Genomic DNA, 25,849 nt, shown 5'->3' on the forward strand with positions numbered 1-25,849 from the left:
AATATAAATAACGTCATTGCGAGCGAAGCGTGGCAATCCATTAATATAGATTGCCACGTCACTTCGTTCCTCGCAATGACGTATTTATTTTAGGGAGCGATATAAAATGCAAAACCTTTTTCTTACTTCAGATAAAAAAGCCAGGAAAGAATACAACAAACTCCTCAAGCAGACAGCAAAGGCTGTATCAGATGCTTTTGTAAACGAATCTGCCTATTCTGGACCTACTCCGGATGAGCTTAAGGAAATTGTCCGCCAGGACAGCATTCTCCCGGAGCACGGACTTGGCTGGGATAAAGTATTTGAACTCACAAAAGAAAAGGTTCTTCCTAACCTTCTGCGTACTCCTTCTACTGAGTACATGCCTCACCTTCACGGTCCTTCACTTTTAGAAACAATTGCCGCAGAAACAATCATTTCTACTTTTAATCAGTCAATGGACAGCTGGGATCAGTCTCCGGTTGCAACAGAGATTGAGGTTGAGACAATCCGCCATCTGTGCAAACTTTACGGCTATGACACTTCAAAAGCTGACGGCGTATTTACCAGCGGCGGCAGCCAGTCTAATCAGACAGCACTTTTGCTTGCCCGCGACTGGTTCTGCAATAAACAATTAAATTATGATGTCAAAAAATATGGACTTGATGAGAAATGTTCTAAACTCCGCATGTATACAAGCGAGATTTCACACTTCTCTATGGAAAAGTCATGCCATATTATGGGACTTGGTTATAAATCAGTCGAAAAAGTTCCTGTAGACAACCGTAAAAAAATGGACGTTTCTGCCCTACGTTCCCTCATCGAAGCAGATATAAAAGCCGGAAATATTCCTTTCCTTATTGTTGGAACAGTAGGAACAACAGATTTCGGAAGTATTGACCCACTCGAGGAACTCAGCCAGCTTGCCCGTGAACACAACATGTGGCTTCATGCTGATGCTGCTTACGGCTCAGGCGTGATTATGAGTCAGAAATACAGCGACCGCGTAAAAGGACTTTCTCTCTGCGACTCAATCACAGTGGACTTTCACAAGATGTTCCTTATGCCGATTTCCTGCTCTGCAGTACTCCTAAAGGATGGAAGCACATTCGATGCACTCACAATTCACGCAGATTACCTCAACCGCGAGGAAGATGAAGAAGACGGCTACACTAACCTCGTAGATAAATCCATGCAGACAACCCGCCGCTTTGATGCACTCAAAGTATGGATGAGTTTCCAGACACGAGGACGTGACGGCTGGAGTAAAATCATAACAACAAGCATGGAGAATGCTGCATACCTTTACAGCATTCTCCGCAACGATTCAGACTTTGCAGTAATTACAGAACCGGAAATCAGTTCAGTTGTATTCAGATATAAGGGAAATGACAGTCTTTCTGGTGAAGAACTCGACGAAATCAATAAAAAGGTTCGCCGTACTTTAATTCACGAGCACGGAACAATTATTGGTCAGACAGTAAGCGATGGCCGTGTATGCCTTAAGTTTACACTCTTGAATCCGCGCGTGACTCACGAGAAACTGGATGAATTGAAGGAATTGATTAAAAAGCTCGCTATTTCTTAATCTTCTTAACCGGGATAATCGTAAAGTTAATGCTCTTTTCGGTTTCCCGGCCTGGTTCAATGTTAATGTCCCAGTATAAAGACGAAGCATAAGTCAGATTTACAGGTTCAATCTTTTCACGATCAAAGCCTGGTCTGTTGTATTTTATTGGAGTAAAACAGTAGTGGCATTTTTCATTAGGTTCAAATACAAAGGAAATGCCGTTTGGTTTATCAGAAAGTCTTACTAACTGAACATTATTAAGCTTATCCTTTTTATTTAATTCCAGTGAAGATTTTTCACTATCAAGAACAACAACTTCCCCATTATCAACAGTTTCAATACTAAAACCGCATTTCTTTTCAGTAAGATATGCTATATCACAGAGATTAGATTCTACAGCAAATTTAGCAACAAGAGGTTTATCGCTTTCATTTTTAATAATGTACTGAACATACATTCCTGTAGAGTTAATCACGTATTTCTTTCTAAGATAAACAGTCTGTCCAGTTGGTTTCCATACAGCTCTTGCACAAAGCTGAACTTCATGGTGCTGTCCAGAATATTTCAATTGAGAATACTGGATACGGGAGAATACACCATCACCTGCAGGTTCGCCGCGAATATATAAATCAAGCTGAGCTGGTGTAAACAGATGATCAATAAAGAAGCCTCTGTCATACTCGTCATCACAACCATCAAACTCAAAAGTTCTCTGAAGATTATCTGCATAATTACAGGAATCTTTTATAACATCAAGTTCCGGAACACTTCCACCGGCAAGAGAAATATATGCAAAATACTGTTCCATACGGCAGACATATTCTTCAATACCATCATTGTCGTAATCAAAACAGGTAACCGATTCGTTAAAGTTTCCGTCTCCACGAAGCATTTTCTCGGCATCTGTAAGATATTTATAAGCCTGCTGTCTATAAAGAGAATTCTTAATTGGTTCAGAAGCTGTACTTAAAATAGACATACCGTTCTGTGCCTGCCACAATTTTTCACGGGCAGTCTTTTTACGCATCTTATCTGCTTTATATTGATTTACGAGAAGACTTGTATACATCATTCTGTTATAAAGTTTTCTGCTTGCAGAATATGAATACATGAAATCATAAATCGTAGAAGGGAATTTATTCTTTGAATCGTTAGAAGCGTTTTGAATAATCTGAGCAACCTCATCACTTATACCCACTGGAATATATGATGGAATTTTCATCTTCATTCCGTTGGTTCTATAATTATTTAAAGTTGTCAGTTTTACACGACCATCTTTATTTTCATCAATATATTTTCCCAAACGCTCAAACCATTTTGATTCATTCAATTTAGCGGCTTGTTTTGGAGTAAGTGTAATTGCAACAATTCTGTCTGCATCAAGCTGAAGATGAGTATCCTTCTTTTCTATCTTTAAAACAGATTTTTCGACGTTGTATATAAACTCTTCAGCGAGCATTTCTTCGTCTGGAACAAGATCATTATAATAAAGGAAAATATCAACATTCTTTCCAAGATCGCTCATAAAAATAGGAAGGAAAGAACGTTTAGATTCTGGAACAAGAGAACTGCTCAAAATTACATATTCAAGTCCACAGGTATGAATATTATTTACGAGAGAAGAATCCCAGCAGTCCTGGAAAAGAGTCATTCCACGCGGACGTTTTCCAAAAGTCTGTCTGATTTCAGAAGTCAGAAGGTCTATCTGTCCATTACGGTCAACTGAGTTTAATAATGGTAACAGCGGATCATTATAACCACCACCAAGTATTTCAACCTGTTTACGGTCAACAAGTTCACGCAGAATTGTTATGAGTTCATTTTTTCTTTTTTTGAAGTATTGAATCTGACAGCCTGAAAAGGTAAATGACAGGGAGAATGTAGGATGAGAATATAAATATTTAATAATCGGCTTATAAATAGACTGGAAGCTTTTTTCTAATAGCTCAGTATTATCTGTGCATACTGGTACTGATTTTACAATGAAGCTGACGTATATTGAACCCATTATCCTTTATACGGCACCCCACCACCAGCAGCCGATTTTCTCTCCATATTTAAATTAAGATTTTTTTAGAACCCTTCCCCAAAGGTACCTGCGTTATTTTAAACGCTTTATTATTCTATAACAAAAGTCCCAGATTTTAAAGTCTTTTTTATCACCCCAGCTGATATTTTCTTCAGATTTTAGTTTTGTACAGGAAGTCATTTCTCCTGTTTCGTTACCGCAGACTACTGCTTTTTTAGTATCAGTTGGAATTAAATCAATAATTTTCTGAGGACAGATAGAAACACATTTTCCACAACCACAACAATTACTTGTAATAATTGCAGTCATATTCTCAATTTTAATTGCTTCCTGAGGACAAATTTTTACACAGTCTCCAAGACCAAGACATGCATATTTACAGTCAAGTGAAGAACCAAAAACTGTTTTTGCCATAATACAGGTATATTCTTCATTGAATAAAGAACGATTAAGATTGCATTCTTTATGACATGAACAGAGAACGTATGCTTTTTTATCTGAAGGATTATATTTTTTCTCTTCCGGAAGAATTACAGGAGATAAATGAAGCGGTACTAGTGGATCTTCATTTTTTTTATCCTGTTTATTGATCGAAGGAATGAGAATATATAATGTAAAAAAAGTAAGCATTATAAGCAGCAGCAGAAATAATATGAGCAGAATAATTCTTAAAATCACTTTATAACCTCCGGATTAAGCCATACGATATCCCATACAGAAAGCAGAAGTATTAAAATTGCAAGGAAAAGGAAATAAAGACTATAATATTTTTCATCCAGAAAACGGCCGTTACTGCATACCCTTCTTCTAAATGTAAGGCTGAATGGTATGATGATAAGCATAGATAACAGACAGCATACACTTATAAAAAGTGTAAAAAGCAATGATGAACTTTCTGTAATTGAAAGAAGAATTACAAGATATGAAACTGCAAATTCTGAGGTTAGTCTACCTGTTGTAAGTCTGACAATTCCTCCAAGGAAAGTACTTATACTTGCATATACAATAAAGCAGATAAGCGGATACAATTCTGTAATCTGAAGTGGCACTAAAAGATAATAAGTCAGAAGCCAGGAAATCACACTTGAGGAAATTATTGAAACAGAACATTTTACATAGAATATAGGTTCTTTGAATTTTACAATTCCAATTTCTGCAATCTTATTAAGTCCAATTCCATAAATCAAAACTACAGAAGAAAATAATGAATAGTAAAGAAAAGTATAAAAGTAAATCATCTTTTTTCTCCTCTGCTTGAAATGATTCTCATTTTATTATGAATGAAAAGGAAGAAATAAATTAAAATTCCTGTAAGTACAAGTGCACCCGGAATTGAAGCAAAGAATGTAAAGATTCCAACCTTATCTGGATTCAGTAAAATCTTTTCATAAATCTGATGATTCTTACCAAAGAAAGTTATTGTGCCATAGCCTGCAATATCTCTGAAAAGGAAGAATACAAAAATCAAAACAGAAAAGAACAAAGTACTCAAAAGATTCTTTTTCAATCTGACAGGAAGCGGCTCTTCAAAGTCAGTAAAAATTGTATGAGTAAGGAATACAGAAACCGTTGGGAAATACAAAAGGAATCCTAAGGTGAGCGCTATTTCTGTATATGTCAAAACAAGAATCTGACGGAATAAAATTGTTATGGAAATCATAAAGAACATAACAAAAAAAGTTCTTATTTCATTCAACTTAAGTTTTGAAACTAATGAGTTTAATAAAATTCCTAATACTTCAAGAAGCAATAATTCAAGAATTAAGGTAAATCCGTAAACAAAACGTCCTGTTGTAGGAATTGTAAGTGTGAGGAAAGATGCAATGTACATAAATGATTTTTTCTGCTTCATAATGTTCTTCTCCCTTACCCTATTTAAAAAGCTCAGCTATGCGTTTATTCCAGTACTCTACTCGTCTTCCAGTATATGAATTTGAAAGCTGTGTGGCACATCTACCATGGAGTGAAGAATAGCCTTTAAAGATTACATTTCCATTATTTTCAACAATATAAATTCCGGAATGTGGTCCATAGAATGTCTGAATTCGAATAATTACAGCTTTACAGTTTTCACCACTTTTTTTATTGCGTGCTTCAAAACAAGCAGCACTCGCACTAAGTGGATTATTTAATCTGTAAAGTTTTCCGATATCCCAGGTGTCTGGTTCGTTTTCTGCAAGACTATATTCTATTGAAGCCTTCAGATTATTATCCCAGGATTTTTTTGAAACCTTAATAAAATAAATAAGAATACCAATAACCGTTGCAGCAATCAGTACAACAATAGCATAGTTAATGAAAAAGTTTTTATATGAAATCTGCTGTTTCATTGTTGAGCTCCTGTTTCTGCAGCGATTTTAGCTGAATATTTTGCAATAACTTTTCCGGCTGTAAGTTCATTTTTCTTTTCTTCGAATATTCTGATAAACATGCAGATGATATTTGAACAGATAATTGTATAAGCAATTCCAACTGGAGAAGTTCCACAACCGATAATTGCAAATGCAATAATACCTGATAATATACCGAGAACTAGTTTTCCAATTACAGTTACCGGTATAGTTCCATACCATTGAATTAAAAATACAGTACTGAAAAGGATTCCGCTTGTAAGAAGAGCAAGAATCATATCTCCCTGATTGATAGTTCCTCCAAAGAAATATGAAGCAAAGAGTCTTACAAGAAGTGTATAAATTGCAAGGAAACTTGCCGGAATAATAACTGAGAAAGAATTATCAGAGAAAACAATAATTGATGAAACAATTGTAAGAAGATTAAATCTGAATGCAGGGATAATAGAATTTGTATCCCACATTGCAGAGATAAAGCCTTCAGGAATTGTTACATTAGCAATACTGAAAATGTATTTGTTCAGGAATGCTGTTACAGGACTGTCAAAGCTGTATGTAGGAAAATATCCGTTCTGAATAAGATAAACAGAAGAATTTTTTAATGGCAGAAGCTCTGATGAAACAGCAAACTGCGGGAAGTATGCATTTCCGATATACCACGCAATAATTACAGCAATGGCAGGAACATTTATCCAGTTATTGATTCCCTTGAAAACAACACTGCGTGAAATAATAATTGTTACAAAAGAAATTACAAATACCATTGGCAGTGGATATGATTCAGGTAAAAGCAGACCAATAAGCATTCCCTGAATAGCAATATTCATTATATTGTAGAGGGCTTCTTTCTTAATATAGTAATTCAAAATTGCAGCAACAATTGAACCTGTTAAAGAAACTGTTACTACAAATACTGCCCTAAAGCTTCCTGTTATAAGAAGCATGATTACCTGTAAAGCTAAAAGAATCAGAAACTTTATAGAAACTGAGGAAATTGATGGAATTGTATAAACAAAAGGCTTTACTGAGATACGTGTGTTTTTAAGCTTTTTTTCATTTAGTTTATTTTTCATACAATCCTCATCTATTCTTTAATCTTATTCTTAAGAACTTTTATTGTCTGGCAAAGCGGTAAACGAGCCGGACAAACTGTGTTACAAAGTCCACATTCTATACAGGCTAAAGAGGATGCTGCATAGGTCTCTTTAAGAAGTTTGAAATTTATTGTGTGATTATAAAGGATATCCGGTGAAAGTTTTACAGGACATGCAAAACGGCAGTTTCCACAATTGATGCAGGAATAAATCTGCTCATCTGAGTTTTTCTTTTTTGATAAGAATTCAACGGACTTAACATATTTCGTAATCGGAATATCAAGACTCTTAACTGAGGTTCCGCATAACATGCCGTTGATTATTATGTGAGCCGGTTCTTTTATAAAACCGCCAATCTGCGGAATAAGATCCCGTAATTTTGTACCGAGTTTTACGTCGAGCATACATGATGCATTAAGACAGTTACCGGAAAAATGAACGAGACGGTCTACACAAGGAATGGAAAGGGCCGCTGCTTTATAAACTTCATACATTGTAGAAGAATCTGTAAAAAGATCAGTCTTAGTAAGAGTAAAATTACACAATCTGTTTAATGGTCCTCGAACAAAAGCAGAAACAATTTCGCGTGGAGTTCCACATGGATAGCGCTGAATCTTCATTTCAAGCTGATAGATATCTTTATAATCAGGATTCTTTGCCCAATCCTTTGAATCGGATTTATGATCTATTGCAAAAACAATTCCTTTAGCATTGATAGCCTTTGCAACAATTCTGGCACCCTTTACTATTTCATCAAAATAAAATTTAGAAATCAGTGAATCTGTTATTCTGTAAGGATCTTCATCAAAAAGACGAACAACAAGATTATGCTGTTCTTTTTTCTCATTGATTTTTTCTATCTGAACACCGAGATTCTCAGGAACTTCTGTTTTAAATGTATTAACTACACCGTTCTTTATAAGTTTTTTTGAAATATCAGATTGAGAATAATCTTCAGGTTTCATTTCCTGATGTGTTTTTCCTAAATAAGAGAACGCTCCTCCAAATTTAATGTTGATTGCAAATTCCTGCCGGCCATTTGGAGAAAAACAAGCCTGTGTAGATAAAACTTTTCCTGGAACTGATGAATGAAGTGAACTTGTCCAGCCCTTGGAAATCTCTGTCTGTGCAATAACATCACCCTCTTTTACAGTATCGCCTGGTTTTACAATAGAGGTATAGCAGGATTCACTTTCCTGTGATAATGGAATTGTTACGACTTTAGGTAAAAATGCTTTTTGAGAAGTGTTATAGTTTTTTATAATTGATGAAACAACAGGATTATTTGATTTCATTTATTTATACCTTTTCTTATAATAATGGAAAAATAGATAAAAAGTAATATAAAAAGACAAAGAAAGCACATAATTATACCAAATAAATTTATCTGGTAAGAAGATGTTGCTGTATATCCTCCGCAAAAATCTTCACCTTCAGATTTCATAAGCTTTTCAACTGAGTCAAACTGAAGTTTATCTATGCTGTCATAGACATCCTGGCGGAAGTCATTATCATATTTCATTATATTTGTCTGTTCACTTATAATTCCAGTCTGTTCATTTTCTACAAAAGAAGAAAAAGCAACTGTATCTTCAGCCTTAGAAATATCACCGTTTAAAGATTTATAAGGTGCAGTCATAACATTCCAGTTCCATTGATAATAATCTTCAAACTGAGGAAGCGAATCTTCTGCAATATAAGCTTTTCCCGGAAATAAGAGCTTTGAGGAACTTGTATGAATTGAACCTGACGAGGTAATAAATATCATGATAATAAAAAGCACAACTGCTCCAGTGACAATACTCATAGATATAAACGACTTACCTGCAAATAAAGATACACGTTTTGCAGAACGAATATAAACTGGAACAAATGGCTTTTTGTTTCTGAAGAAATCCTCAACTAAATGACAAAGAATTAACGATGAAATAGTTCCGATAACAGCAAGTATAAACAAAAATCCTGATGCTATTGAACTTGAGAAAGCACAGATAAAAGCTATTGCAAGCATAGCTGGTGCTGAATGTCTGCTTAAAAGAATAGAAACTGCCCCTCTTCTTCTCCACACATTCGCTGTAAAGAACAGACAAAGAAGCATAAGACAGGTTGCTGTCGCTACAGGATAAAATGGATTACAGTAAAGGAAAATCAAAGGAATAATGTTACTGCACAAAAAAGGAAGTTTATTTCTAACAAAAAGAAATAGCATTAAAGCCAGCAGTACACCAATAAAAGGTAAAAGCCACGGATAATCTGCCGAACTGTCTTTAATGCATTCGATTCCTTCATTTTCCAGAAGTTTTATAAGAGTTGTAGTTTCTGAATTATAAATGCCTGGAATATAATACAATCTGTAAGACTGAGATTTATCAAAAAACATTGCATTTCTTTTATTAAGATATGCATATTGTGAACTCATATAATTCAGTCTGAGAATTGAAACTTCAATTGAGTTTTCAGAAAGTGAAATTGGAAGATACTGACCGGAAAGTGAAATCTGATTTTTGATGCCTGCCTTTTCGATTGCAGAAATTACAAGAGAATCAGGAGTATTAACCGGAACACAGATTACAGAATAATTTTTCCAGAGTTTTCCAGATGGGACTGTTTTAAATGCAAGTATAAGAATAAGTGATATAAGAAAAACTAACGGTGAGCTGAACTTTATATATTTATTCATGGCAAACTACTTTAATAATGAAAATGAAAGTGCAATAAAGAATCCTACAAGACAACCGCAAAGAACTTCCATTGGAGTATGTCCATCGACTTCTTTTAAGGTTTTATAGTTGTTTAAGATATCTTTATCTTTTAATTCATTTCCAATTTCATTGAGTTTTTTAGCCTGAATACCACTGGAACGGCGTACACCAAATGCATCTCTAATTACTACAAGGAAAAAACATAGAGAAAAAACAAACAAATCAGAATGAAAGCCATGACGGAAGCCGATTGTTACACAGAGTGCTGTAACAAGTGCTGAATGACTGGACGGCATACTCCCAGTACGCCAGATCATAACTTCAAGTAATTCTGAAAATGAATGAATACGTCCATAAATAAGATTTATTGCTGTTTTTAAAAACTGTGCTCCAAGCCAGCTGAATATACATGATAGAAAAATAGGATTATGAAAAAAAAGTATGAATTGCTGAGTAAAAGAAATATCTTCTGTCATAATTTACCAAATAAAAAAAGTATATAATATTTTAGCATTGAAAAGGTAAATTTACTAGTAGATTTTGTTAAAATACATATAATTAGAAATTATGGAATTTAAGGATTTTACAACCGGTAGAAATGACGACGGCAGACGACTTGACCGGGTTCTGAGAATCTTTTTGAAAGATAAAAGTCTTGGAGAAATCTACAAACTTCTCAGAAAAGGTCTTATAAAGGTAAATCAGCAGAAAGCCAAGCCAGATTCTCATGTAAATGAAGGTGATGTTATTTCAATCGCTGCATTCCTTATAAACAGCAATCCTGATAATAATTCCAAGCAAAAGCCTGAACATTCCACAGAAACTATCTGCAATCTCGATATAGTCTTTGAAAACCAGCATATATTAATAATCAATAAGCCTTATGGAATATCAGTTCATGGAAGTGATAATAATGAAAATGGACTGGATAAAGCGGTACTGGCTTATTATCAATCAAAATATAAAAACAAAGATGCAGAAAATACATCACTCTCCTTTCGACCCGGACCGCTTCACAGACTGGATAGAAATACAATCGGCTTACTGGCCTTTTCATTGAGCCTGGAAGGAGCAAAATGGTTTTCTGAAGGTATCAAAAATCATACAATTCAAAAAAAATATTACGGTCTTGCAGAAGGAAAACTTGAAAATAAAGAGATTTGGGAAGATAAACTTGCTTCTGCAGATAAACTTGAAAACGGATTTTATACAGTAATGCAGAGTGCTGATGGCCAGTCTGCACAGACAACTGCAACTCCCCTTGCCTATGGAATGCTTAATGATAAGCCGGTAACTTTAGTTGAGTATGCTATTAAAACCGGCCGGAAACATCAGATTCGTGCACAGAGTAAAATCCACGGACATCCTCTTGCAGGCGACAAAGCCTATGGAGGAACTCAAATCAAAACAAAATATAAAGAATTGAATCATGAATACTACCTGCAGGCTTATAGTCTAACAATTCCAGACGATAATCCGATTTCTTTACCTTCAGAAATAAAAACTGGGCTTTCTTTGGACTTTGTCAGGCTATTAGAATATTGTGAAATTAGAAATCCTGGTTTATAATAATATTGTATGGGAAAAAAGCTTTCTGACATTTTAGATTTATTCAAGCACGTTCAGGTTTATGCACTTGTTGGAGAAAGCGGAACTGGAAAATCTTTCCGTTCAAAGCTGCTTGCAGAACAGTATGGTATTCATGCAATTATTGATGATGGACTTTTAATTCAGGATGAAAAAATAGTTGCCGGACATTCTGCAAAACGTGAGAAAACCTATATGGGCGCTGTTAGAGCTGCTCTTTTTGATGATAAAGAACACAGAGATTCAGTTGCTCGCGTCTTACGTAAAACCCATATAAAAAAGATTCTGATTCTTGGAACTTCAGAAAAAATGGTAATGAAAATTTCCATGAGGCTTCAGCTGCCACAGCCTCAGAAAATAATTCACATTGAAGAAATAGCCTCTAAGGAAGATATTGAAAAAGCAATTAAATCCCGCCAGGTTGAAGGTAAACATGTAATTCCGGTTCCTTCGATTGAAGTAAAGAAAAACTATTCACAGATTTTTTCTGCTTCTATGCACGACTTTTTCAGCAAAAATAAACTGTTTGCTAAAGCTGGAAAAAATCTTACTGGTAAGATGATTGAAAAATCAATCGTTCAGCCAGAGTTCTCAAAAAAAGGTCGTATAGAAATTTCCGAAGCTGCCCTCACCCAGATGGTTATGCACTGCGTAAGTGAATGTGATCCGGATATAAAAATCAAAAAGATTTCAATTAAAACCGATAACCGCGGATATCGTCTCATAGTAACAATTGACGTTCCATTCGGTACACAACTGACTGGCAAAGTACATAAACTGCAGCAGTACATTATCGATAAAATCGAATCATTTACAGGCATTCTGATTGAGGAAGTAAGTATTGTAATTGATAAGATTTCGCGTCCTGCTTCTATGAAGAAATAGCTGCAGAAGTAACTGCTGCCTTTTTCTTAGACTTCTTCTTTTTATTTCCAGATTTCGCTGTTTTACTCTGTGATGGAGTCTGCTGTTTAGGCTGTTTTGCCTGCTTTGGAGCCGACTGATGAGCCTTTACACCATATTCAGAAAGAGCAGCTTTTACGGCGAACTCAAGTTCTTTGCGAACAGGATTCATAGGAAGAACAAAATTGCGGCATTCAGCCCAGGTCTTTCCATAAAGCTCTGTATATGAATATTTATCCGCAGTTTCTTTCTGCCAGTCTGTGAGAGTTCCAACAAAATCTTTGATTAAATAGAGAAGCTTTTTACCAAGTCTTGCATCAGGTTCTGACTGATTAAGTTCACCAAGCTTTTTTATACTCTCCATATAATCATTTTCATAATTACGTCTTTCATAAATAAGACCTGTCGCAGAAGGCTGAAGATAAATATACAGATCTGTATCTAAAGCTTCCTGAACAATCTCATAGGCATAAACATTATTTATGATTTTCAAGAGCTCTTCTGTAAGTCTTGATGGAGAAACCTGAGATAAAAGACCTGCAGAAGTTCTGATTTTATGACGAAGCGAATGAGGCATTTTTGCATGAGTTGTAGCTGAATACTTAATTGCACGAAGCATGCGTACAGGGTCTTCTACAAAAATGCGGTCTAAAGAAATTACAGGACGAAGAATGTGTTTTTTGATATCACGCATTCCGCCGACATAATCAATTACCTGCTCCTGAATTGGATCATAATAAAGAGCATTCATTGTAAAATCACGGCGCTGTACATCTTCTTCAATAGTTCCAAAGTCATTTCCAACAGATCCTTCTGCATTTGAGCGGAAGGTACTCACTTCAAAAATCTTTGTTCCGAAAACAACATGAACTAAACGGAAGCGGCGTCCGATTATGCGAGAATTTCTGAATATTCGTTTTATCTTTGATGGTGTGGCATCGGTTACTATATCAAAATCTTTTGGTTTATTTCCAACTATTAAATCTCTTACTGCACCGCCTACAATGTATGCTGTAAAACCTGCATCTCTCAATCTGTTAATAATTTGCAGTGCATCAGGATCTATGTTCTTGTTTGATATCAGATGTTCCGTTTGTGTATAAACAACAGCTTTCTTTATTGGCCGTCCTTGACCATCGGTACCATATCTAATAAGCACAATACTGATATTATTGATAAATTTTGTTAATAGTCAAGATAGGTGAATTTGTTTGATTCAGACATAACTCTCTCCGAAATCCCTATAACTTGTTTACCCAATCAATGATATCTCTTTCGACTTCTTCTTTATTGTCTTCATTGAGAATTTCATGACGATCGCCCGGATATTCCTTCTGATCGATTTTTTCAATACCGTTTGCCTTGTAGATATCAATAAGCTTTTTGATTGTAGCTCCGTAAGATCCAACAGGGTCATCACTACCCCAGATAAAGAATACTGGAAGATTTGCCGGTACCTTCTTCATATTTGCTTTCTTATGAATTTTCATAAGACCTTCTGTCATGCTGCAGAAGAATGAGTTTGTAAGCGGGAATCCGCACCAGTTATCCATAATGTACATATCAACATTAAGCTCATTCTTAGAAAGCCAGTCATACTGTGTACGGATAGGATTGATTTTATCGTTATAACTTCCAAATGAAAGTTTATCCATAATTGGAAGGCATTTATTCTTACCTGTAAAGAAAGTAATAAGATGAGCTGCAAGTGAACCAAAGGTAATCAGAGCTGGGCGTGGACCTGCTGTTCCGCAGAGAATACAGCCGTCTATCATATTTCCATATTCTTCAATAAAGCCCTGTGATACAAAAGAACCAAAAGAATGTCCCATAAGAATTGTTTTCTTTCCAGGGAAATCACTTTTTAGATTATCTGTTACTGCTTTAAGGTCTAAGACTGCACGGTCGAAACCTTTTTTATCAGCAAGCTTACCGAACATTCCGTTACCATTCTTGTCTGCAAGTTCTGCTGTACGTCCATGTCCTCTCATATCATAAGCATTGAGAACATAGCCGTTTTCTGCAAGAACAGAACCAAAACGGTCATATCGTAAAGAGTGTTCAGCTAATCCATGGTGAAGCTGCACTACTCCTTTTATTTCTTCTTCTGTATCTGGCTGCCATCTGTTAAGGCAGAGTTCATAGCCATCATCCATTTTAAGTGTAAAACTTTTCATCTGCATAGCGAGTAAATCCCCCTGAGAAAAACATGGTTTTTCCTAACTTGAAGTTATCAGTTATAAAATGTTAATATCTTGTTATGACTATTATAACAGACAAAATGACATTTGGGGGAAAATCTTTAGGAAAAATTGAAGGAAAAAACGTATTTATTCCCTATGCCATTCCCGGTGAAAAACTAGAAATTGAAATAACACAAAATAATAAAGATTATGATAATGCTGAAATCGTAAAGATTCTTGAACCATCTTCACACCGCGTTGAAGCACCCTGCCGCTATTATGGAAAATGCGGCGGCTGTAATATGATGCATATTGATTCTGAGTATCAGAAAGAATTACGCAAAGAAATCCTGATAGATATTTACCGTCAGAATGGAATTGATATTGCCGAAAAAACTGAAATTATAAGTGGTCCTGATTTTAATTACCGCTGCCGCTTTCAGCTTAATGATGGCGGACTATCTCAGAGAAAATCTAATGTTGTAATTCCTGTTGAAGAATGTCTTTGTGCAGAGAATAAGGTAAATGATTATCTAAAAAGTACTGCAGAAAAGCCTTCAATCCGTCCGTCTGGCCGAAGTCATCTTTTTGGAAGTTCTTTCTCAAATGAAGAATTAAAAATTGCCTGCGAAGATAAAAATGAAAAAGGCATAAAACTCAGTGGTGGCGGCCAGAAAAATAAAAAAATAAAATTAAAGGAAAATCATTATTTTTCCGGTACTGTAGCCTCCCCTGAAAATACTATGACAGTAGAACTTGGCGGTCATAAGCTTTCTTTTGATGTACGCGGGTTCTTTCAGTCTAATCTGTTTGTATTTGAAAAGGTCTGCCGTCTCATAACCAGTCTTCTGCCCGGCGGCAAAAATATTCTCGATATGTATTCGGGCTGCGGCTCGATATCTGCTTTCCTCACCGAAAAATATGAAAATGTCGTGCTCGTAGAACATAACCGCGACGCCATAGTATTTGCCGAGCAGAATCTTACAGGAACAAAACATGTAAGTTATGGACTCTCAGGAGCAGCCTGGGTAAAGACCTGTGCCGCAACCCTTCCGCCTTTCGATGCCGTTACAATTGATCCACCGAGAAGCGGAATGGAAAAAGAAGTCTGCCAGTGGCTCTGTGCATCAAAAATCCCGCTTATACTTTCTCTTTCATGCGACCCTGCAACTCATGCCCGTGATTCTGCTCATCTTATTAAAGCCGGTTATAATCTAAAGCAGATGTATCTTCTGGATTTTTATCCAAATACAAGCCATATAGAAAGTCTTGCTGTTCTGGAGCTTCCACAATGAAAAAAATAAATAAAAAAAGTTTACTGTCAGTCTTTGTTTTATTGTTGTTTACTACACTTTTTTCTCAGGAAAGTCTTACAAAGTTTAATACCAGCTGGACATCAGTACTTCCCGGATCAGCTTTATGTGAGCCGGAAAACACTTCCTATGGCTTTTGTCTTGCAACTGATGCCAGAAATATAATGGGCTATAGTTCAACAGGAACTCTTTTATGGGAAAAAAATATCGGTCGTGTCAGAAATTTAAGCCTTACTGCATTAAAAGGTGATTTTATTTTATTGCATGATAAAGATAAAAATATAATCCGCCTTTTTAATCCAAGCGGTTCGGAAATCTGGTCTAAACCACTTGATTTTAATGTCAGCTCAAAGCCATTAGAAGGTCGTGACGGAAGATTTTTTATCAACGGTGAAAAAACAGTTGTTTGTTTTGGAATAAACGGCATTCAAAGATGGAAACTCGAAACTGAATATCAGAAAGATCTTCCAATGCAGGAACTTCCAGACGGTTCAATAGTTGTTTTTTTGAATGATGAAGGTGGTAAAACCCGTGGACTTAGAATTTCTCCGTTTGGAGAAGAACTTGAAAATATTACCTTTACGGGAGTTATTAAGACAGCCTACACCTGTAAGGACGGAATTCTATTAACCTTTACAGACGGAAGTGCCGGTCTATTTGCCCTCAAAGATGGACTTGCAGAAAGCCAGTGGGTTGCAAATGTACAAAGCGGTAATTCAATTTTTGCCGTAAACCGCGATAAAACTGAATATCGTCTTCTTGCCCTTTCAAAAGCTGGAATCACAGTATATAAATTGCGCTCTTCTGATGGTTTTGTTGAAGAAAGCAAAACTGTAAATGAAATTGATGGTACAGCCCTTATAAAGGCAGAACTTTCAGATTCAGGGCTTTTTCTTGCTGATTCAAACAAAGCTTTACTGATTGATTATGAATATAAAGAGCTCTGGTATGCAGTTATGCCGGTAAATCTGCGGAATAATACAATCAATCAGTTTACATATCTTCATAATGATTATCTTGTTTTCTGTTCCAAGAACTGGACAATGGACGCTTATCACACAAACGACTCAAAATCTGTATTAAAAAGTATACATTCTGACTATTCTTCTTTTGCTCCAATAGATCTTGTTGAGATAAATTATTATACACAGGCAGGCTTTTTTAATGCCCTTAAGGATCCTTCTATTACTTCTAAAATAAAAGAAGGAAATTTCGGCAAAAAAGAAAGTCAGTGGCTAGCCCAGACTCTTTCACTTGCCAGACTTTATTTTATGGATGCAACTACATCTAATTTTGGAACACATACAGAAAAATCTGTTTTTGAAACTGATTCTGCCGGCTTTGAAACTGTTCTTATACAGTTAGCTCTTTTGTGTACAGATCAGACTCAGGCTGCTGCCGCTTCGATTATTTCTGAAAGTACCAGTAAATTATACTGTCGTACCCTTCTTGCAAATATTACCGGTTACGATCCGGATGGAAAACTTCTTGATGCAATTGAACGGAATGTAAGCCGAAGCGGAAGTTCAGATTCTGTTTATCTGAATACCGTCTGCGATGCTGTATATTCAATCTGTCTTTTTATGGGACGTCCTGCCTACAATAAAAAAGGAAAAGATATTTTGAAAACCTTTATGGGAGCCGGTTATAGTTTTAAAACACGAAGTTATGCACGTGATACCCTCAAAAAAATAATGGCATTGGAATTGTAAAACTTTAACAAGTTCAGAATGACCAGAATCTTAATAATTTATTGGAATATTTCAATATCCTGTGTTAAAATATTTGTAAACTATTTAACAGAGGTTTACAAATTATGAAGAAGTTAATGTTGCTGCTCGTATCAGTCATCCTTACTGCAAGTCTTTCTGCACTTGAGGTTGATAAAAACGAGCTTAATTCTACTAGTGATACTACAATTGAATTCATCAATTATACAGGACCACACAAGGTAATAGATTCAATTGCCGCAATTAAATCTATTGGTAGCGGACTTGGAAGTCAGATTGCAAAAGATCCTTCAAAAGCTTCTTCTACAGCTAAAAATTCAAAATATTATGTTGTACATGCCGTAGATGAATCTGAAACTGGAAAACTTGATGCTGATATTCTTTATATTGGTGCTGATGCAACTGTTGATCATATAAACAATCTGCGTCGTATTATTGCTGCATATTTGAGTTCAGCTTATGGCTACAGTGAAAAGGATTCTGAAACTCTTGCAGTATTCATTACAGTTTATAACGCAGTTTACCGCGGAAAACTTGATACTTTTAAGGCAAAGTACAAGAACGTTGTAATCAAAAATCTTAGTTCTGATAACTGTGGTCTTTCTGTAAACTATAAAGACTGGCCAGGAAAATCAGAAATTGTAATTCCACTCTTTGATGTAAAAAATGGCGGTCTTTCTACTGTTGATACATCTGTAATCAGTGATTCTACTGTTGTTGATTCCATGAAGGAAGATGATGACAAGAATGTTGAAAGCCGTAAAGACATGGTAGACATCAAGGAACGAGAAGCTGATGCTGCTTCTGAAAAAGCTAAGGAAGCTCAGAAAGAAGCTGTAAAAGAACAGAAGAAGCTTGAAGAAGAAAAGCAGAAGACTACTGAAGCTAAAAAAGAAGCTGAAGAAGCAAAGAAAACAGCTGAAGAAAAGAAAAAGGTAGCTGAAGAAAATCCAAACGATAAGAAGGCTCAGGAAGAAGCTAAGGAAGCTCAGAAAGAAGCTGAAGAAAAACAGCAGGCTGCTGAAGAACAGGAAAAGAAACAGGAAGAACAGCAGGCTGTAACTGAAGAGAAAAAGCAGGAAGCAAAAGAACAGCAGACTTTAGCAGATAAAAAGGAAACTGAAGCTCAGAATGAACGCAAGGAAATAGCTAAAGACCAGGCTGAAGTTCAGAAAAAAGAAGCTGAAGAAGCTCTCATGAAAACAGAGTTTGGTGTAATTCTTTCTGATGAAGCAAATATGCTTTCTCGTCTCGTAAAGTTCAACATTGAAAACGGTGAAGTTGTTAAGAACTCCCCTGTTGCACAGATTCGTAACAGAACTGTTTATAAAGAAGGTGAAAGCTTTATCGCTATTGCCGGAGAAAACGCTAAGAACGCAGCTGTAAAGCTTGTAACAATTTCTCCAGACACTCTTGAGATTTCTGGTGAAAGTGATAATTCAATTGCAGAAGATTCAGTTCTCGTAAAAGACGGCAGTGAATTCTACTGTGTAATTGATGACAACGGAAAATACTACCTTGGAAAGTTTGGAGCAGATCTTTCAATGAAGCTGAAATCAACAATCCAGGTAAAAGCCGGAACCCCAGTTACAGTAACTGATGGCGGAATTGTAGTAACAGATTTGAACGGAAGACTCCGCCTTCTCGATAAAAAGGATTTGTCTGTTATTTCCAATACAGATCCATCGAATGCAAAATAAAAACTCCGGCTCGGATTTATGAGCCGGAAGTATTAAATCGTCTAAAAAAAAATAGTGCTTTAAAAATCATTACCTTTGCCTATAAAGCAAAGGTAATGATTTTTTTAGGTTTCATACCTTTCTTGTTATAGTCAGTATAAAAGGTTTATTTTTCCAATTTCTGAATCATCTCAACAAGTTTCTGCCTGTGTTCCGGAAGTGTTACATCTGCAGAAGTTTTTCCTTCATCTGTGTACCAGACCTGTTTGTCAAAATACTTTGATAAATCTGCGCTCTTAAAATGAACACCGTAAAGGGCGAAAATTGTATTTCTTAAAAGTCGTAAATCTGCTTTGCTCAGTTTTGGAAGAACTTCGTTTACATATTTTCCGTAGTCGTCTTCGGTATAGCCGTTTATTGCCATGGCGTAAAAGTCCGGCTCTCCCCATGTGCGGCGGATGCGGAAGACTTCGGTGTATTCTTCGCCTGCTATGTAGTAGTAGATGTTGCCGCCGAAGCCTACGTACCAGCTGGTGGAATATTCAGGTCTTGTTTCCTGATAATCTCCTTTACTACCAAGAATTTTGGAATAATTATTCAAATCAGTTAATAAAACAATTCTGTTTCCATTTACATCTGCACAAACAAAATTTGAATTATCTTCTGTTCCTTCGTCAAAACGTATCCCCCAATCATTTTTATAATTACCCCACCAATCAAAATCAATTTGATAAGCATTTCCTTGCATATCATATTGAATTAATCCATTAAGAATTAAACCACTTTTACCAAGAACTTTCTTCATCTTACCTGAAGTTGAATAATATCTCTTTCCCCAAATGAGAACTTGATTACGAATAAAATCATTATAGAGTTCCAGCTCCGCTGCCCTTTTTTCGCTTTGCATATATTTTTCTGGGTCATATTCTTTCAGATATGCCATTGCTTCTTCACTTGAATAAATTCGACCGGTTGTGTCTACTGCTCCAGGACAGCCATTTGTGTCAACATAATAGACAATGTATCCGCTTCCTTTTTTCAATATGAAACTTATGCCGCAAGATAACGGTCCATTTACAATAATCTCATTTTCTTTTTTAATTTCAAATGCCATTTCACTAAAATGAATTTCATAATTATTTAGAATTATAAAAGTTTCCGTTGTTGTTTTTGCAAAATAATTTTTTTTCTTTGGTTCTTCAGATATTTTGTTCAGATTGTAGATAGATTGACTTTCACCTCTATCTGACCTGCAATAAAGATAATTATTAATTTCATCAACATAAGTATCTGACGGTATTATTGTGTTCATTCGCTGATATGATGTTAATGTTTCAATTTCTCCTAGTTTTTCTATATTCTGAGTATAAGAAAAAGATATTATTTGCAATAAAGCAAAAATACATAATAAATATTTTTTCATATCATTATTCCTTAATTGACAATCTTCTTAGTTGATATTGATTTATAGATGAACTCACTTCTTTTGCCGTTGAGAGAGACACTTGAAATAATGTAGTTTGATTTGCTACATTTAGACCTTCACAACTATGTATCACACCTATCTGATTAAAATCTGTTATTAGCATAGTATCATCTGGGTAATTAAGATTCTGAATTATTACTACATGGTCATCTGGTTTTACTAAAATATCTCCAGGGACTGCGTGAGCTAATATTTTTCTCTGAGAATCTCTATCCACAACATCAGATTCTTCTCCATCATCTTCTGTATCAAGTTTCCAATTACCGCTATGTATTTGAAGAGTATGCGAATCAGAAGCAAAAGCACTTGTTGCAAAATCAAGTAAAGGTTCACTTCCACATTTATATATACTGTTTGAGTCTTTTGATTTTCCAACAGCTGAAATATATGCAAGTCCTGAACAGTCAATTCCGCTTGAATGTGTCGACATCTCATATTTATATGTCAGTTTCCCTTTAGAACCATCTACATAATTACATAAATATGATGACCAGCCTGGAACTGAAACATTGTCGTTTGTTTTATACGGTGAATCAGAAGGTATCCAGCTTGAGTCCGAAACGTTTTCATAGAATACGTATGACTTCCATTTTGAACCCGGTAAATTATCAGCCTGTATCACAGATGTATTTTGCGGCATCTGAGATTCCTGCTGATTATTCTGTTCTTCCCAAAGTGAAAGTAATTCTTCAATCTTGTTGTCCTGCGCCCTTACTTCTACATTAAATTCTGAAAGAGAATCTTTTGAACCGTAACTGTAAGTTACACTTTTGAATTCTTTTTCCGTTCCGCCTGTAAATCGGTGCCAGCCTTCTATTTCAGACTGCCTTCCCTCTCCCCTGCTGCCGTCTTCTTTTTTGTTCCACTCGTTGTATCCCCATCTCTGGGCTGCTGTCAGCGTACTGTCACCGTTCCACCACCACGGGTTTTCTGTTTCTGTATCAGAGTCGCAAGGAACATCCCAAGGATGCGCATTATTCCAGTCTTCTCCTCCAAGAGCTTTTTCAGATTTATTTAAATATAAGTTTGCTCGCCATAACATTTTTTTATCATATACTGCAATATAATTATTAGCAGGAACAGTTACCGTAAAACTTTTATTTGTACTGAGTTCTTGTAATTTAAATTCAAGAAGTAAATCATCTCCTGGTCGAGCTGCAGAAGCACTTTCTGGTCTTATTTGGATTTCTACAGGTTTCTTTTCAAGATTTTTTGTCTTATAATCATAATAATATAAAAGATTATCAGAACCTATTATAAATGCATATTCTTTTATTGCATTTTCATTATTCCACTCGATAGCATATCGCCCTTTAGTTTTCTTAAGGATAGCTGTTGTATCTCCAATTTTAATTTCAAATTTACAATTAGAATTATTGTAAATATTGCCTTGTGTATTTCCCTCTATATAATCTCGATCTATTGCTCCTGTTAAATAGACTCTCCAAGAATTACCTTTTACTGGAATACCAAATTGATTATATGCATAGAATTTAATCTTCTCCAGGCTAAGATATTCACCTGTATTAGGAATCCATCTATACTTTTCACTACTAACTTGAGTACTTTCTCTCATCCAGTTAATTTCAACACCTGAATCTGTAACTTTATTATCGTAAACATTCCAGTTTGTATTTATGTTTGTACTTTTTCCTTTCTTAAGTATTCTTCTTATTTCAGTATATTTAGGAACCTCAAACCCATCCTCTGTTTTCCAGATTTCTGATAACTTTGCTTTTTCAACTCCTTTTTCTTTATTCATCCATATAACAGTCAAATCACCTAAAGTTTTTTTCTGATTACTTCCATAAGATTGATTACACTGTACTGGCTCAACAATAATTCCAATTTTTTTATTTTTTAAATTATTTGAAACTATTGTTCCATCCATCTTATTTATTATTTCTTCAAATAAAACTATATCACCTACTTTAGCTTCTGTTAAATCACTTACTACAAGACTTATTTTATTTAAATCCGCAAAACTGATAAACTTATCACTTGAATCAAAATTTGTTCCTTTAGAAATTGAAGTTTTATATTCAGCATATATTTCACTCAAAGGTTTCCTTGGTACAAAAGTGTTTATATTCGAATTATATAAAATACCATTCAAAAAACCAATATCATCACAGCCACCTTTAGCTGCAATATTTTTAATAAGTTTATTATTATATGACTCAGGAGTATCAAATCCTTTATCTAAGTAAGGCAAAGGTGCACCTGTAATTTGTGGCTGATCAAAATATTCATCAGATTGTTTTTTTGGATTAGCAGTTAGCCAGGCAATTAAATCATCAATAGCTTCAATTACGGTTTTGAATATTGATTTTTTTACTACAACACTATGATTTAGATATAGCTGAGCTTCTTGTGCAATTTGCTGACCTTCTTTTTCTGTAATTATTTCATACTGTTCTGGATTAATAGGATTAACTAAATGATTTTCAAGTTTTGAAAAATACACATTTCGATTGTTGTCCATGGCAAGCTGGAGGTATTTTCTAATAACCATATCACTGTCATTATCATATAAATTATGAAAGTGTCCATTTGATTTGTTCATTGCCTTTTGGAGCGTATCATATATTAAAACTGACAACATTTTATATGAAGAAACATTTAAATCTTTTTGTTTTTCATCATTATTTTTTTTAAGCCATTTTTTATAATTTACATAAAAAGTTGTCTCGTTCATACCATCAGGTATTATTTCTGCAATTGATCTTTTATCTCTAAAACATAATACATGTACCTTTGATGTTTCTGGAAGTTTTACAGCATAAACAAATATTCCTTTTCTTTTATTATAAACATATAAATCTGAAAAACCTTTATCATCTGATCTTAAAAATTTTTTGTTTTTTGCTGTACTAATATTTTCCAGTTCGTTTTCATCTATTTCAATAAAACTTGTATCTGAAAGGAAGTTTTCATTTCCTTCGGTAGTAAAAACTACATTTCTATTCAATACTTTATTATAAAGTTTTTCTAATTTTCCTTTTTCAGTATTTGAACAATTATTCCAAATATTACTTCCATTCTCATAATCATATTTATAATATGTTTTGTCATCACTTACAAAAAAAGCTGAATAACCTTCCGAAGGCTGAAAACCATTTGTTATTCTGGTTGAACCATTCTCTGATGTTAACCCCAAGGTATAAACTTTCATACTGCTATTAATACCTGAATCAACTTTGATGGAATATGTTGTTTCAAATTGTCTATCAACTTCAGAGCTTACACTCTCACTCCCCTGGGCCCAAATCTGTGAGCACAGGAGAGCAGAAACTGTCATGAATAATACTTTGATAAAATTCTTTTTCATTTTCTGCACTCCTATTTTTAATTATTTTCCTGTTTAGCTGTAATAACCGGCAGAGCCAGTACGTTGCTTCCAACTTCTACAACAATCTTTTCGCCCTTAGAAGCTTTTCGTTTGTAGACGTTCCAGCCATCTTTATACCAGTGGCCCTGCATACCAAACTTCTTTTCTACTAATGTCCAGCTGCCGTCTACAGCCATTTCAGGACCTGCAAACATGTAAAGGGTTACATTCTTTTTCAGATAGAACTCTACAGTTCGTTTACCCTTTATGTTCATGTCTGATCCAAGATACTGAATGTAGTCACCACCTATGACATACCATGGAAGTGTATGAAGGTATGCACGCTCCCAGTAAAGATAAGGCCACTGTGTATAATCAGCCGCATCATTTGCATAAATCTGACTGTCATATGAGAACGGAGTCTTTACCTCATGTTTTTTGCCATTCAATTCAGCAAATGCCATGAAGTTTCCAATTCCATCTTCTCTCTGTACAACAAATGTCTGAGTCATAAGGCCAGACTTTCTGCCGCTCTTATCAAATGCCTGCCAGCGGATTGTATGACGTCCAGGTTCGTAAATCAAAAGCTCATTTTCATAAGTCTTCTCATTTCCGTTATCCAGTACATACTTGATGTAATCTACTCCTGAATAACTATCCTGAGCTTCAAGACGGATGATACTTAAGCCCTTATCACTTCTTACATTAATTCCAGTTGTCGGATTATACTTATCCAACTGAATAACTTCAGTACGTTCTTCTTCCTTATTTCCGGCATTATCTACAGCATACCATGTAAGCTCATAGGTACCTTCTTTTGTAAACTCAAGAGGCTTATCGTAAACATTTCCGTTTACAACAATTCTGTTTACTCCAGAACCGCTGTCATATGCTGTAAAGCGTACCGTTACATCATTTTCATACCAGCCCTTTTCATTCTTTACAGGTGTTATATAGATGCTGCTTTCTGGAATTGTGATATCTGTCTTTATGAAACTTGTTACGATATCACTCTTCATTCCCTTAGAATCAAATGCGTAGGCTTCAATTAAATTGTCACCTTCAACTACAGTAAATGATTCTGTATAAGGTTTGAATTCTCCTCCGTTATGACGGTACCAGATGCTTTCAACATAAGTTTCCTTATCATCAGCCTTGATTGTGGCAACAGGAAGGCCCTTATACCAGTTATCAGTTCCGTCTGCAGGAGTTGAATAAGTAACTGTTACACAAGGAGCGCTTGTATTGCTGCTGCCTTCGTATGAACGAAGGATGTTCTTATCTGCAGCAAACAGTTTTCCGTTACACATTGCAACTGCTGTAATATTACCCTTTACATTCCAGATCTCATTTCCACTATAAACATTGTTTACGCTAAGCTTAGTTGAATCAGCAAGTACAAGCTTTTCATTTGCGAGTGCTGCAATTGAACTTCCGGCATAAACATGCTTTACCTTAAGGGTTTCACGATCATAAAGAACTGTTGCCTGGCTGTTAGAAACTGCTATCTCACCTGCTGAAATTGCCAGACTGCAAGATTTCTCATTTCTGATCATTCCTTCATTCTTCAATTCAAGTTCTGATGTGCAGCTGTACAATTTATTCTCTGTAAGAATTACAAAGCCGTCACTATCTGCACTTACTTTAAGAATTACTTCTTCAAGTTCAACAGCCTTATCAGTTCCATATAATCCATACAACTTGTTTCCAGTGTATGCATACAGACCATCATTATTCCATACATAATTTGTATCTGTAAGGCTGAATGGAAGTTTCTCAACAAGAGTTCCATTTACAGGATCTATTCTCACTGCATTCTCTTCAAGCTGTGCAATCAGTACAGATGAATTAGATGTAATGTTACTTACATTCTCACGACTCCACATTAAGAATCCTTTTTCAAGAGTACGTG

Annotated in this window: 20 protein-coding genes; 6 read left to right on the forward strand and 14 right to left on the reverse strand. The window is 35.4% G+C overall.

What is annotated here, in order from left to right:
* Positions 1–106 precede the first annotated feature (106 nt).
* On the forward strand, positions 107–1,567 hold the full coding sequence (locus BMY21_RS03200) for a pyridoxal phosphate-dependent decarboxylase family protein (protein WP_074640822.1): 1,461 nt from the start codon (positions 107–109) through the stop codon (positions 1,565–1,567).
* On the opposite strand, the gene BMY21_RS03205 is transcribed toward BMY21_RS03200, so the two are convergent.
* From BMY21_RS03205 to BMY21_RS03245, 9 genes are all read right to left on the reverse strand, one after another.
* The gene (locus BMY21_RS03205; protein WP_074640823.1) at positions 1,557–3,557 is read right to left on the reverse strand and encodes an alpha-amylase/4-alpha-glucanotransferase domain-containing protein; all 2,001 of its coding nucleotides are present in this window, start codon (positions 3,555–3,557) and stop codon (positions 1,557–1,559) included. The genes BMY21_RS03200 and BMY21_RS03205 overlap by 11 nt on opposite strands.
* 93 nt (positions 3,558–3,650) lie before the next feature.
* A complete protein-coding gene (locus tag BMY21_RS03210) occupies positions 3,651–4,256 on the reverse strand; it encodes an RnfABCDGE type electron transport complex subunit B (RefSeq protein WP_074640825.1) in 606 nt (201 codons plus the stop codon).
* On the reverse strand, positions 4,253–4,816 hold the full coding sequence (locus tag BMY21_RS03215) for a hypothetical protein (RefSeq protein ID WP_074640827.1): 564 nt from the start codon (positions 4,814–4,816) through the stop codon (positions 4,253–4,255). Before BMY21_RS03215 ends, BMY21_RS03210 begins: the two co-directional genes overlap by 4 nt.
* A complete protein-coding gene (locus tag BMY21_RS03220; protein ID WP_074640828.1) occupies positions 4,813–5,430 on the reverse strand; it encodes a hypothetical protein in 618 nt (205 codons plus the stop codon). Before BMY21_RS03220 ends, BMY21_RS03215 begins: the two co-directional genes overlap by 4 nt.
* A 19-nt stretch (positions 5,431–5,449) precedes the next feature.
* Positions 5,450–5,908 carry a hypothetical protein gene (locus BMY21_RS03225; RefSeq protein WP_074640830.1) on the reverse strand — a complete coding sequence of 153 codons (459 nt, stop codon included), beginning with the start codon at positions 5,906–5,908 and terminating at the stop codon, positions 5,450–5,452.
* A complete protein-coding gene (locus BMY21_RS03230) occupies positions 5,905–7,002 on the reverse strand; it encodes an RnfABCDGE type electron transport complex subunit D (protein WP_074640832.1) in 1,098 nt (365 codons plus the stop codon). Before BMY21_RS03230 ends, BMY21_RS03225 begins: the two co-directional genes overlap by 4 nt.
* Before the next feature lie 11 nt (positions 7,003–7,013).
* On the reverse strand, positions 7,014–8,318 hold the full coding sequence (locus BMY21_RS03235) for a 4Fe-4S dicluster domain-containing protein (protein WP_074640834.1): 1,305 nt from the start codon (positions 8,316–8,318) through the stop codon (positions 7,014–7,016).
* A complete protein-coding gene (locus tag BMY21_RS03240; protein WP_074640836.1) occupies positions 8,315–9,703 on the reverse strand; it encodes a hypothetical protein in 1,389 nt (462 codons plus the stop codon). The genes BMY21_RS03235 and BMY21_RS03240 overlap by 4 nt, the downstream gene beginning before the upstream one ends.
* A 6-nt stretch (positions 9,704–9,709) precedes the next feature.
* Positions 9,710–10,201 (reverse strand): divergent PAP2 family protein, encoded by a 492-nt coding sequence (locus tag BMY21_RS03245; protein WP_074640837.1) that lies wholly within the window; start codon positions 10,199–10,201, stop codon positions 9,710–9,712.
* A gap of 91 nt (positions 10,202–10,292) precedes the next feature.
* Between BMY21_RS03245 and BMY21_RS03250 the strand changes: the two genes are divergently transcribed.
* Together BMY21_RS03250 and BMY21_RS03255 are read left to right on the forward strand one after the other, a co-directional pair.
* A complete protein-coding gene (locus BMY21_RS03250) occupies positions 10,293–11,294 on the forward strand; it encodes a pseudouridine synthase (RefSeq protein WP_074640839.1) in 1,002 nt (333 codons plus the stop codon).
* Positions 11,295–11,303: 9 nt separating this feature from the next.
* Entirely contained in the window at positions 11,304–12,197 is an 894-nt protein-coding gene (locus BMY21_RS03255) for a hypothetical protein (protein WP_074640840.1), read from the forward strand.
* Here the strand turns inward: BMY21_RS03255 and pcnB are convergent.
* Entirely contained in the window at positions 12,184–13,374 is a 1,191-nt protein-coding gene (gene pcnB, locus BMY21_RS03260; protein ID WP_074640842.1) for a polynucleotide adenylyltransferase PcnB, read from the reverse strand. The two genes, BMY21_RS03255 and pcnB, sit on opposite strands and share 14 nt — an antisense overlap.
* A gap of 82 nt (positions 13,375–13,456) precedes the next feature.
* A complete protein-coding gene (locus BMY21_RS03265; RefSeq protein WP_256210230.1) occupies positions 13,457–14,398 on the reverse strand; it encodes an alpha/beta fold hydrolase in 942 nt (313 codons plus the stop codon).
* A 98-nt stretch (positions 14,399–14,496) separates the two neighbouring features.
* Between BMY21_RS03265 and BMY21_RS03270 the strand changes: the two genes are divergently transcribed.
* The 3 genes from BMY21_RS03270 (at position 14,497) to BMY21_RS03280 (ending at position 19,141) form a co-directional block, all read left to right on the forward strand.
* Entirely contained in the window at positions 14,497–15,693 is a 1,197-nt protein-coding gene (locus tag BMY21_RS03270) for a class I SAM-dependent RNA methyltransferase (protein WP_256210231.1), read from the forward strand.
* Positions 15,690–17,423, forward strand: coding sequence for a hypothetical protein (locus BMY21_RS03275; RefSeq protein WP_074640846.1), 1,734 nt, complete (start codon positions 15,690–15,692; stop codon positions 17,421–17,423). The genes BMY21_RS03270 and BMY21_RS03275 overlap by 4 nt, the downstream gene beginning before the upstream one ends.
* A 104-nt stretch (positions 17,424–17,527) precedes the next feature.
* Complete coding sequence (locus BMY21_RS03280) at positions 17,528–19,141, forward strand: P83/100 family protein (RefSeq protein ID WP_074640847.1); 1,614 nt, start codon at positions 17,528–17,530, stop codon at positions 19,139–19,141.
* Between the two features lie 145 nt (positions 19,142–19,286).
* Here BMY21_RS03280 and BMY21_RS03285 read toward each other — a convergent pair whose 3' ends face one another.
* The 3 genes from BMY21_RS03285 to BMY21_RS03295 all read right to left on the reverse strand — a co-directional run.
* Positions 19,287–20,543 carry a YARHG domain-containing protein gene (locus tag BMY21_RS03285; RefSeq protein WP_074640849.1) on the reverse strand — a complete coding sequence of 419 codons (1,257 nt, stop codon included), beginning with the start codon at positions 20,541–20,543 and terminating at the stop codon, positions 19,287–19,289.
* 4 nt (positions 20,544–20,547) lie between these two features.
* Positions 20,548–23,937 (reverse strand): hypothetical protein, encoded by a 3,390-nt coding sequence (locus BMY21_RS03290; protein ID WP_074640851.1) that lies wholly within the window; start codon positions 23,935–23,937, stop codon positions 20,548–20,550.
* A gap of 17 nt (positions 23,938–23,954) precedes the next feature.
* The coding region (locus tag BMY21_RS03295; protein WP_218141023.1) for an OmpL47-type beta-barrel domain-containing protein at positions 23,955–25,849 on the reverse strand (1,895 nt) is incomplete at its 5' end.

Origin of the sequence: Treponema bryantii, from assembly GCF_900111035.1 — a bacterium.
Classification (GTDB): Bacteria; Spirochaetota; Spirochaetia; order Treponematales; family Treponemataceae; genus Treponema_D; species Treponema_D bryantii_C.

What these genes read in the sequence shown, in the direction of transcription:
- BMY21_RS03240 (WP_074640836.1), bottom strand. Translation starts at nt 9,703, where the DNA reads ATGAATAAATATATAAAGTTCAGCTCACCGTTAGTTTTTCTTATATCA.
- BMY21_RS03225 (WP_074640830.1), bottom strand. Translation starts at nt 5,908, where the DNA reads ATGAAACAGCAGATTTCATATAAAAACTTTTTCATTAACTATGCTATT.
- BMY21_RS03280 (WP_074640847.1), top strand. Translation starts at nt 17,528, where the DNA reads ATGAAGAAGTTAATGTTGCTGCTCGTATCAGTCATCCTTACTGCAAGT.
- BMY21_RS03285 (WP_074640849.1), bottom strand. Translation starts at nt 20,543, where the DNA reads ATGAAAAAATATTTATTATGTATTTTTGCTTTATTGCAAATAATATCT.
- BMY21_RS03200 (WP_074640822.1), top strand. Translation starts at nt 107, where the DNA reads ATGCAAAACCTTTTTCTTACTTCAGATAAAAAAGCCAGGAAAGAATAC.
- BMY21_RS03270 (WP_256210231.1), top strand. Translation starts at nt 14,497, where the DNA reads ATGACATTTGGGGGAAAATCTTTAGGAAAAATTGAAGGAAAAAACGTA.
- BMY21_RS03265 (WP_256210230.1), bottom strand. Translation starts at nt 14,398, where the DNA reads ATGCAGATGAAAAGTTTTACACTTAAAATGGATGATGGCTATGAACTC.
- BMY21_RS03235 (WP_074640834.1), bottom strand. Translation starts at nt 8,318, where the DNA reads ATGAAATCAAATAATCCTGTTGTTTCATCAATTATAAAAAACTATAAC.
- BMY21_RS03205 (WP_074640823.1), bottom strand. Translation starts at nt 3,557, where the DNA reads ATGGGTTCAATATACGTCAGCTTCATTGTAAAATCAGTACCAGTATGC.
- BMY21_RS03230 (WP_074640832.1), bottom strand. Translation starts at nt 7,002, where the DNA reads ATGAAAAATAAACTAAATGAAAAAAAGCTTAAAAACACACGTATCTCA.
- BMY21_RS03275 (WP_074640846.1), top strand. Translation starts at nt 15,690, where the DNA reads ATGAAAAAAATAAATAAAAAAAGTTTACTGTCAGTCTTTGTTTTATTG.
- BMY21_RS03290 (WP_074640851.1), bottom strand. Translation starts at nt 23,937, where the DNA reads ATGAAAAAGAATTTTATCAAAGTATTATTCATGACAGTTTCTGCTCTC.
- BMY21_RS03245 (WP_074640837.1), bottom strand. Translation starts at nt 10,201, where the DNA reads ATGACAGAAGATATTTCTTTTACTCAGCAATTCATACTTTTTTTTCAT.
- BMY21_RS03220 (WP_074640828.1), bottom strand. Translation starts at nt 5,430, where the DNA reads ATGAAGCAGAAAAAATCATTTATGTACATTGCATCTTTCCTCACACTT.
- BMY21_RS03215 (WP_074640827.1), bottom strand. Translation starts at nt 4,816, where the DNA reads ATGATTTACTTTTATACTTTTCTTTACTATTCATTATTTTCTTCTGTA.
- BMY21_RS03255 (WP_074640840.1), top strand. Translation starts at nt 11,304, where the DNA reads ATGGGAAAAAAGCTTTCTGACATTTTAGATTTATTCAAGCACGTTCAG.
- BMY21_RS03250 (WP_074640839.1), top strand. Translation starts at nt 10,293, where the DNA reads ATGGAATTTAAGGATTTTACAACCGGTAGAAATGACGACGGCAGACGA.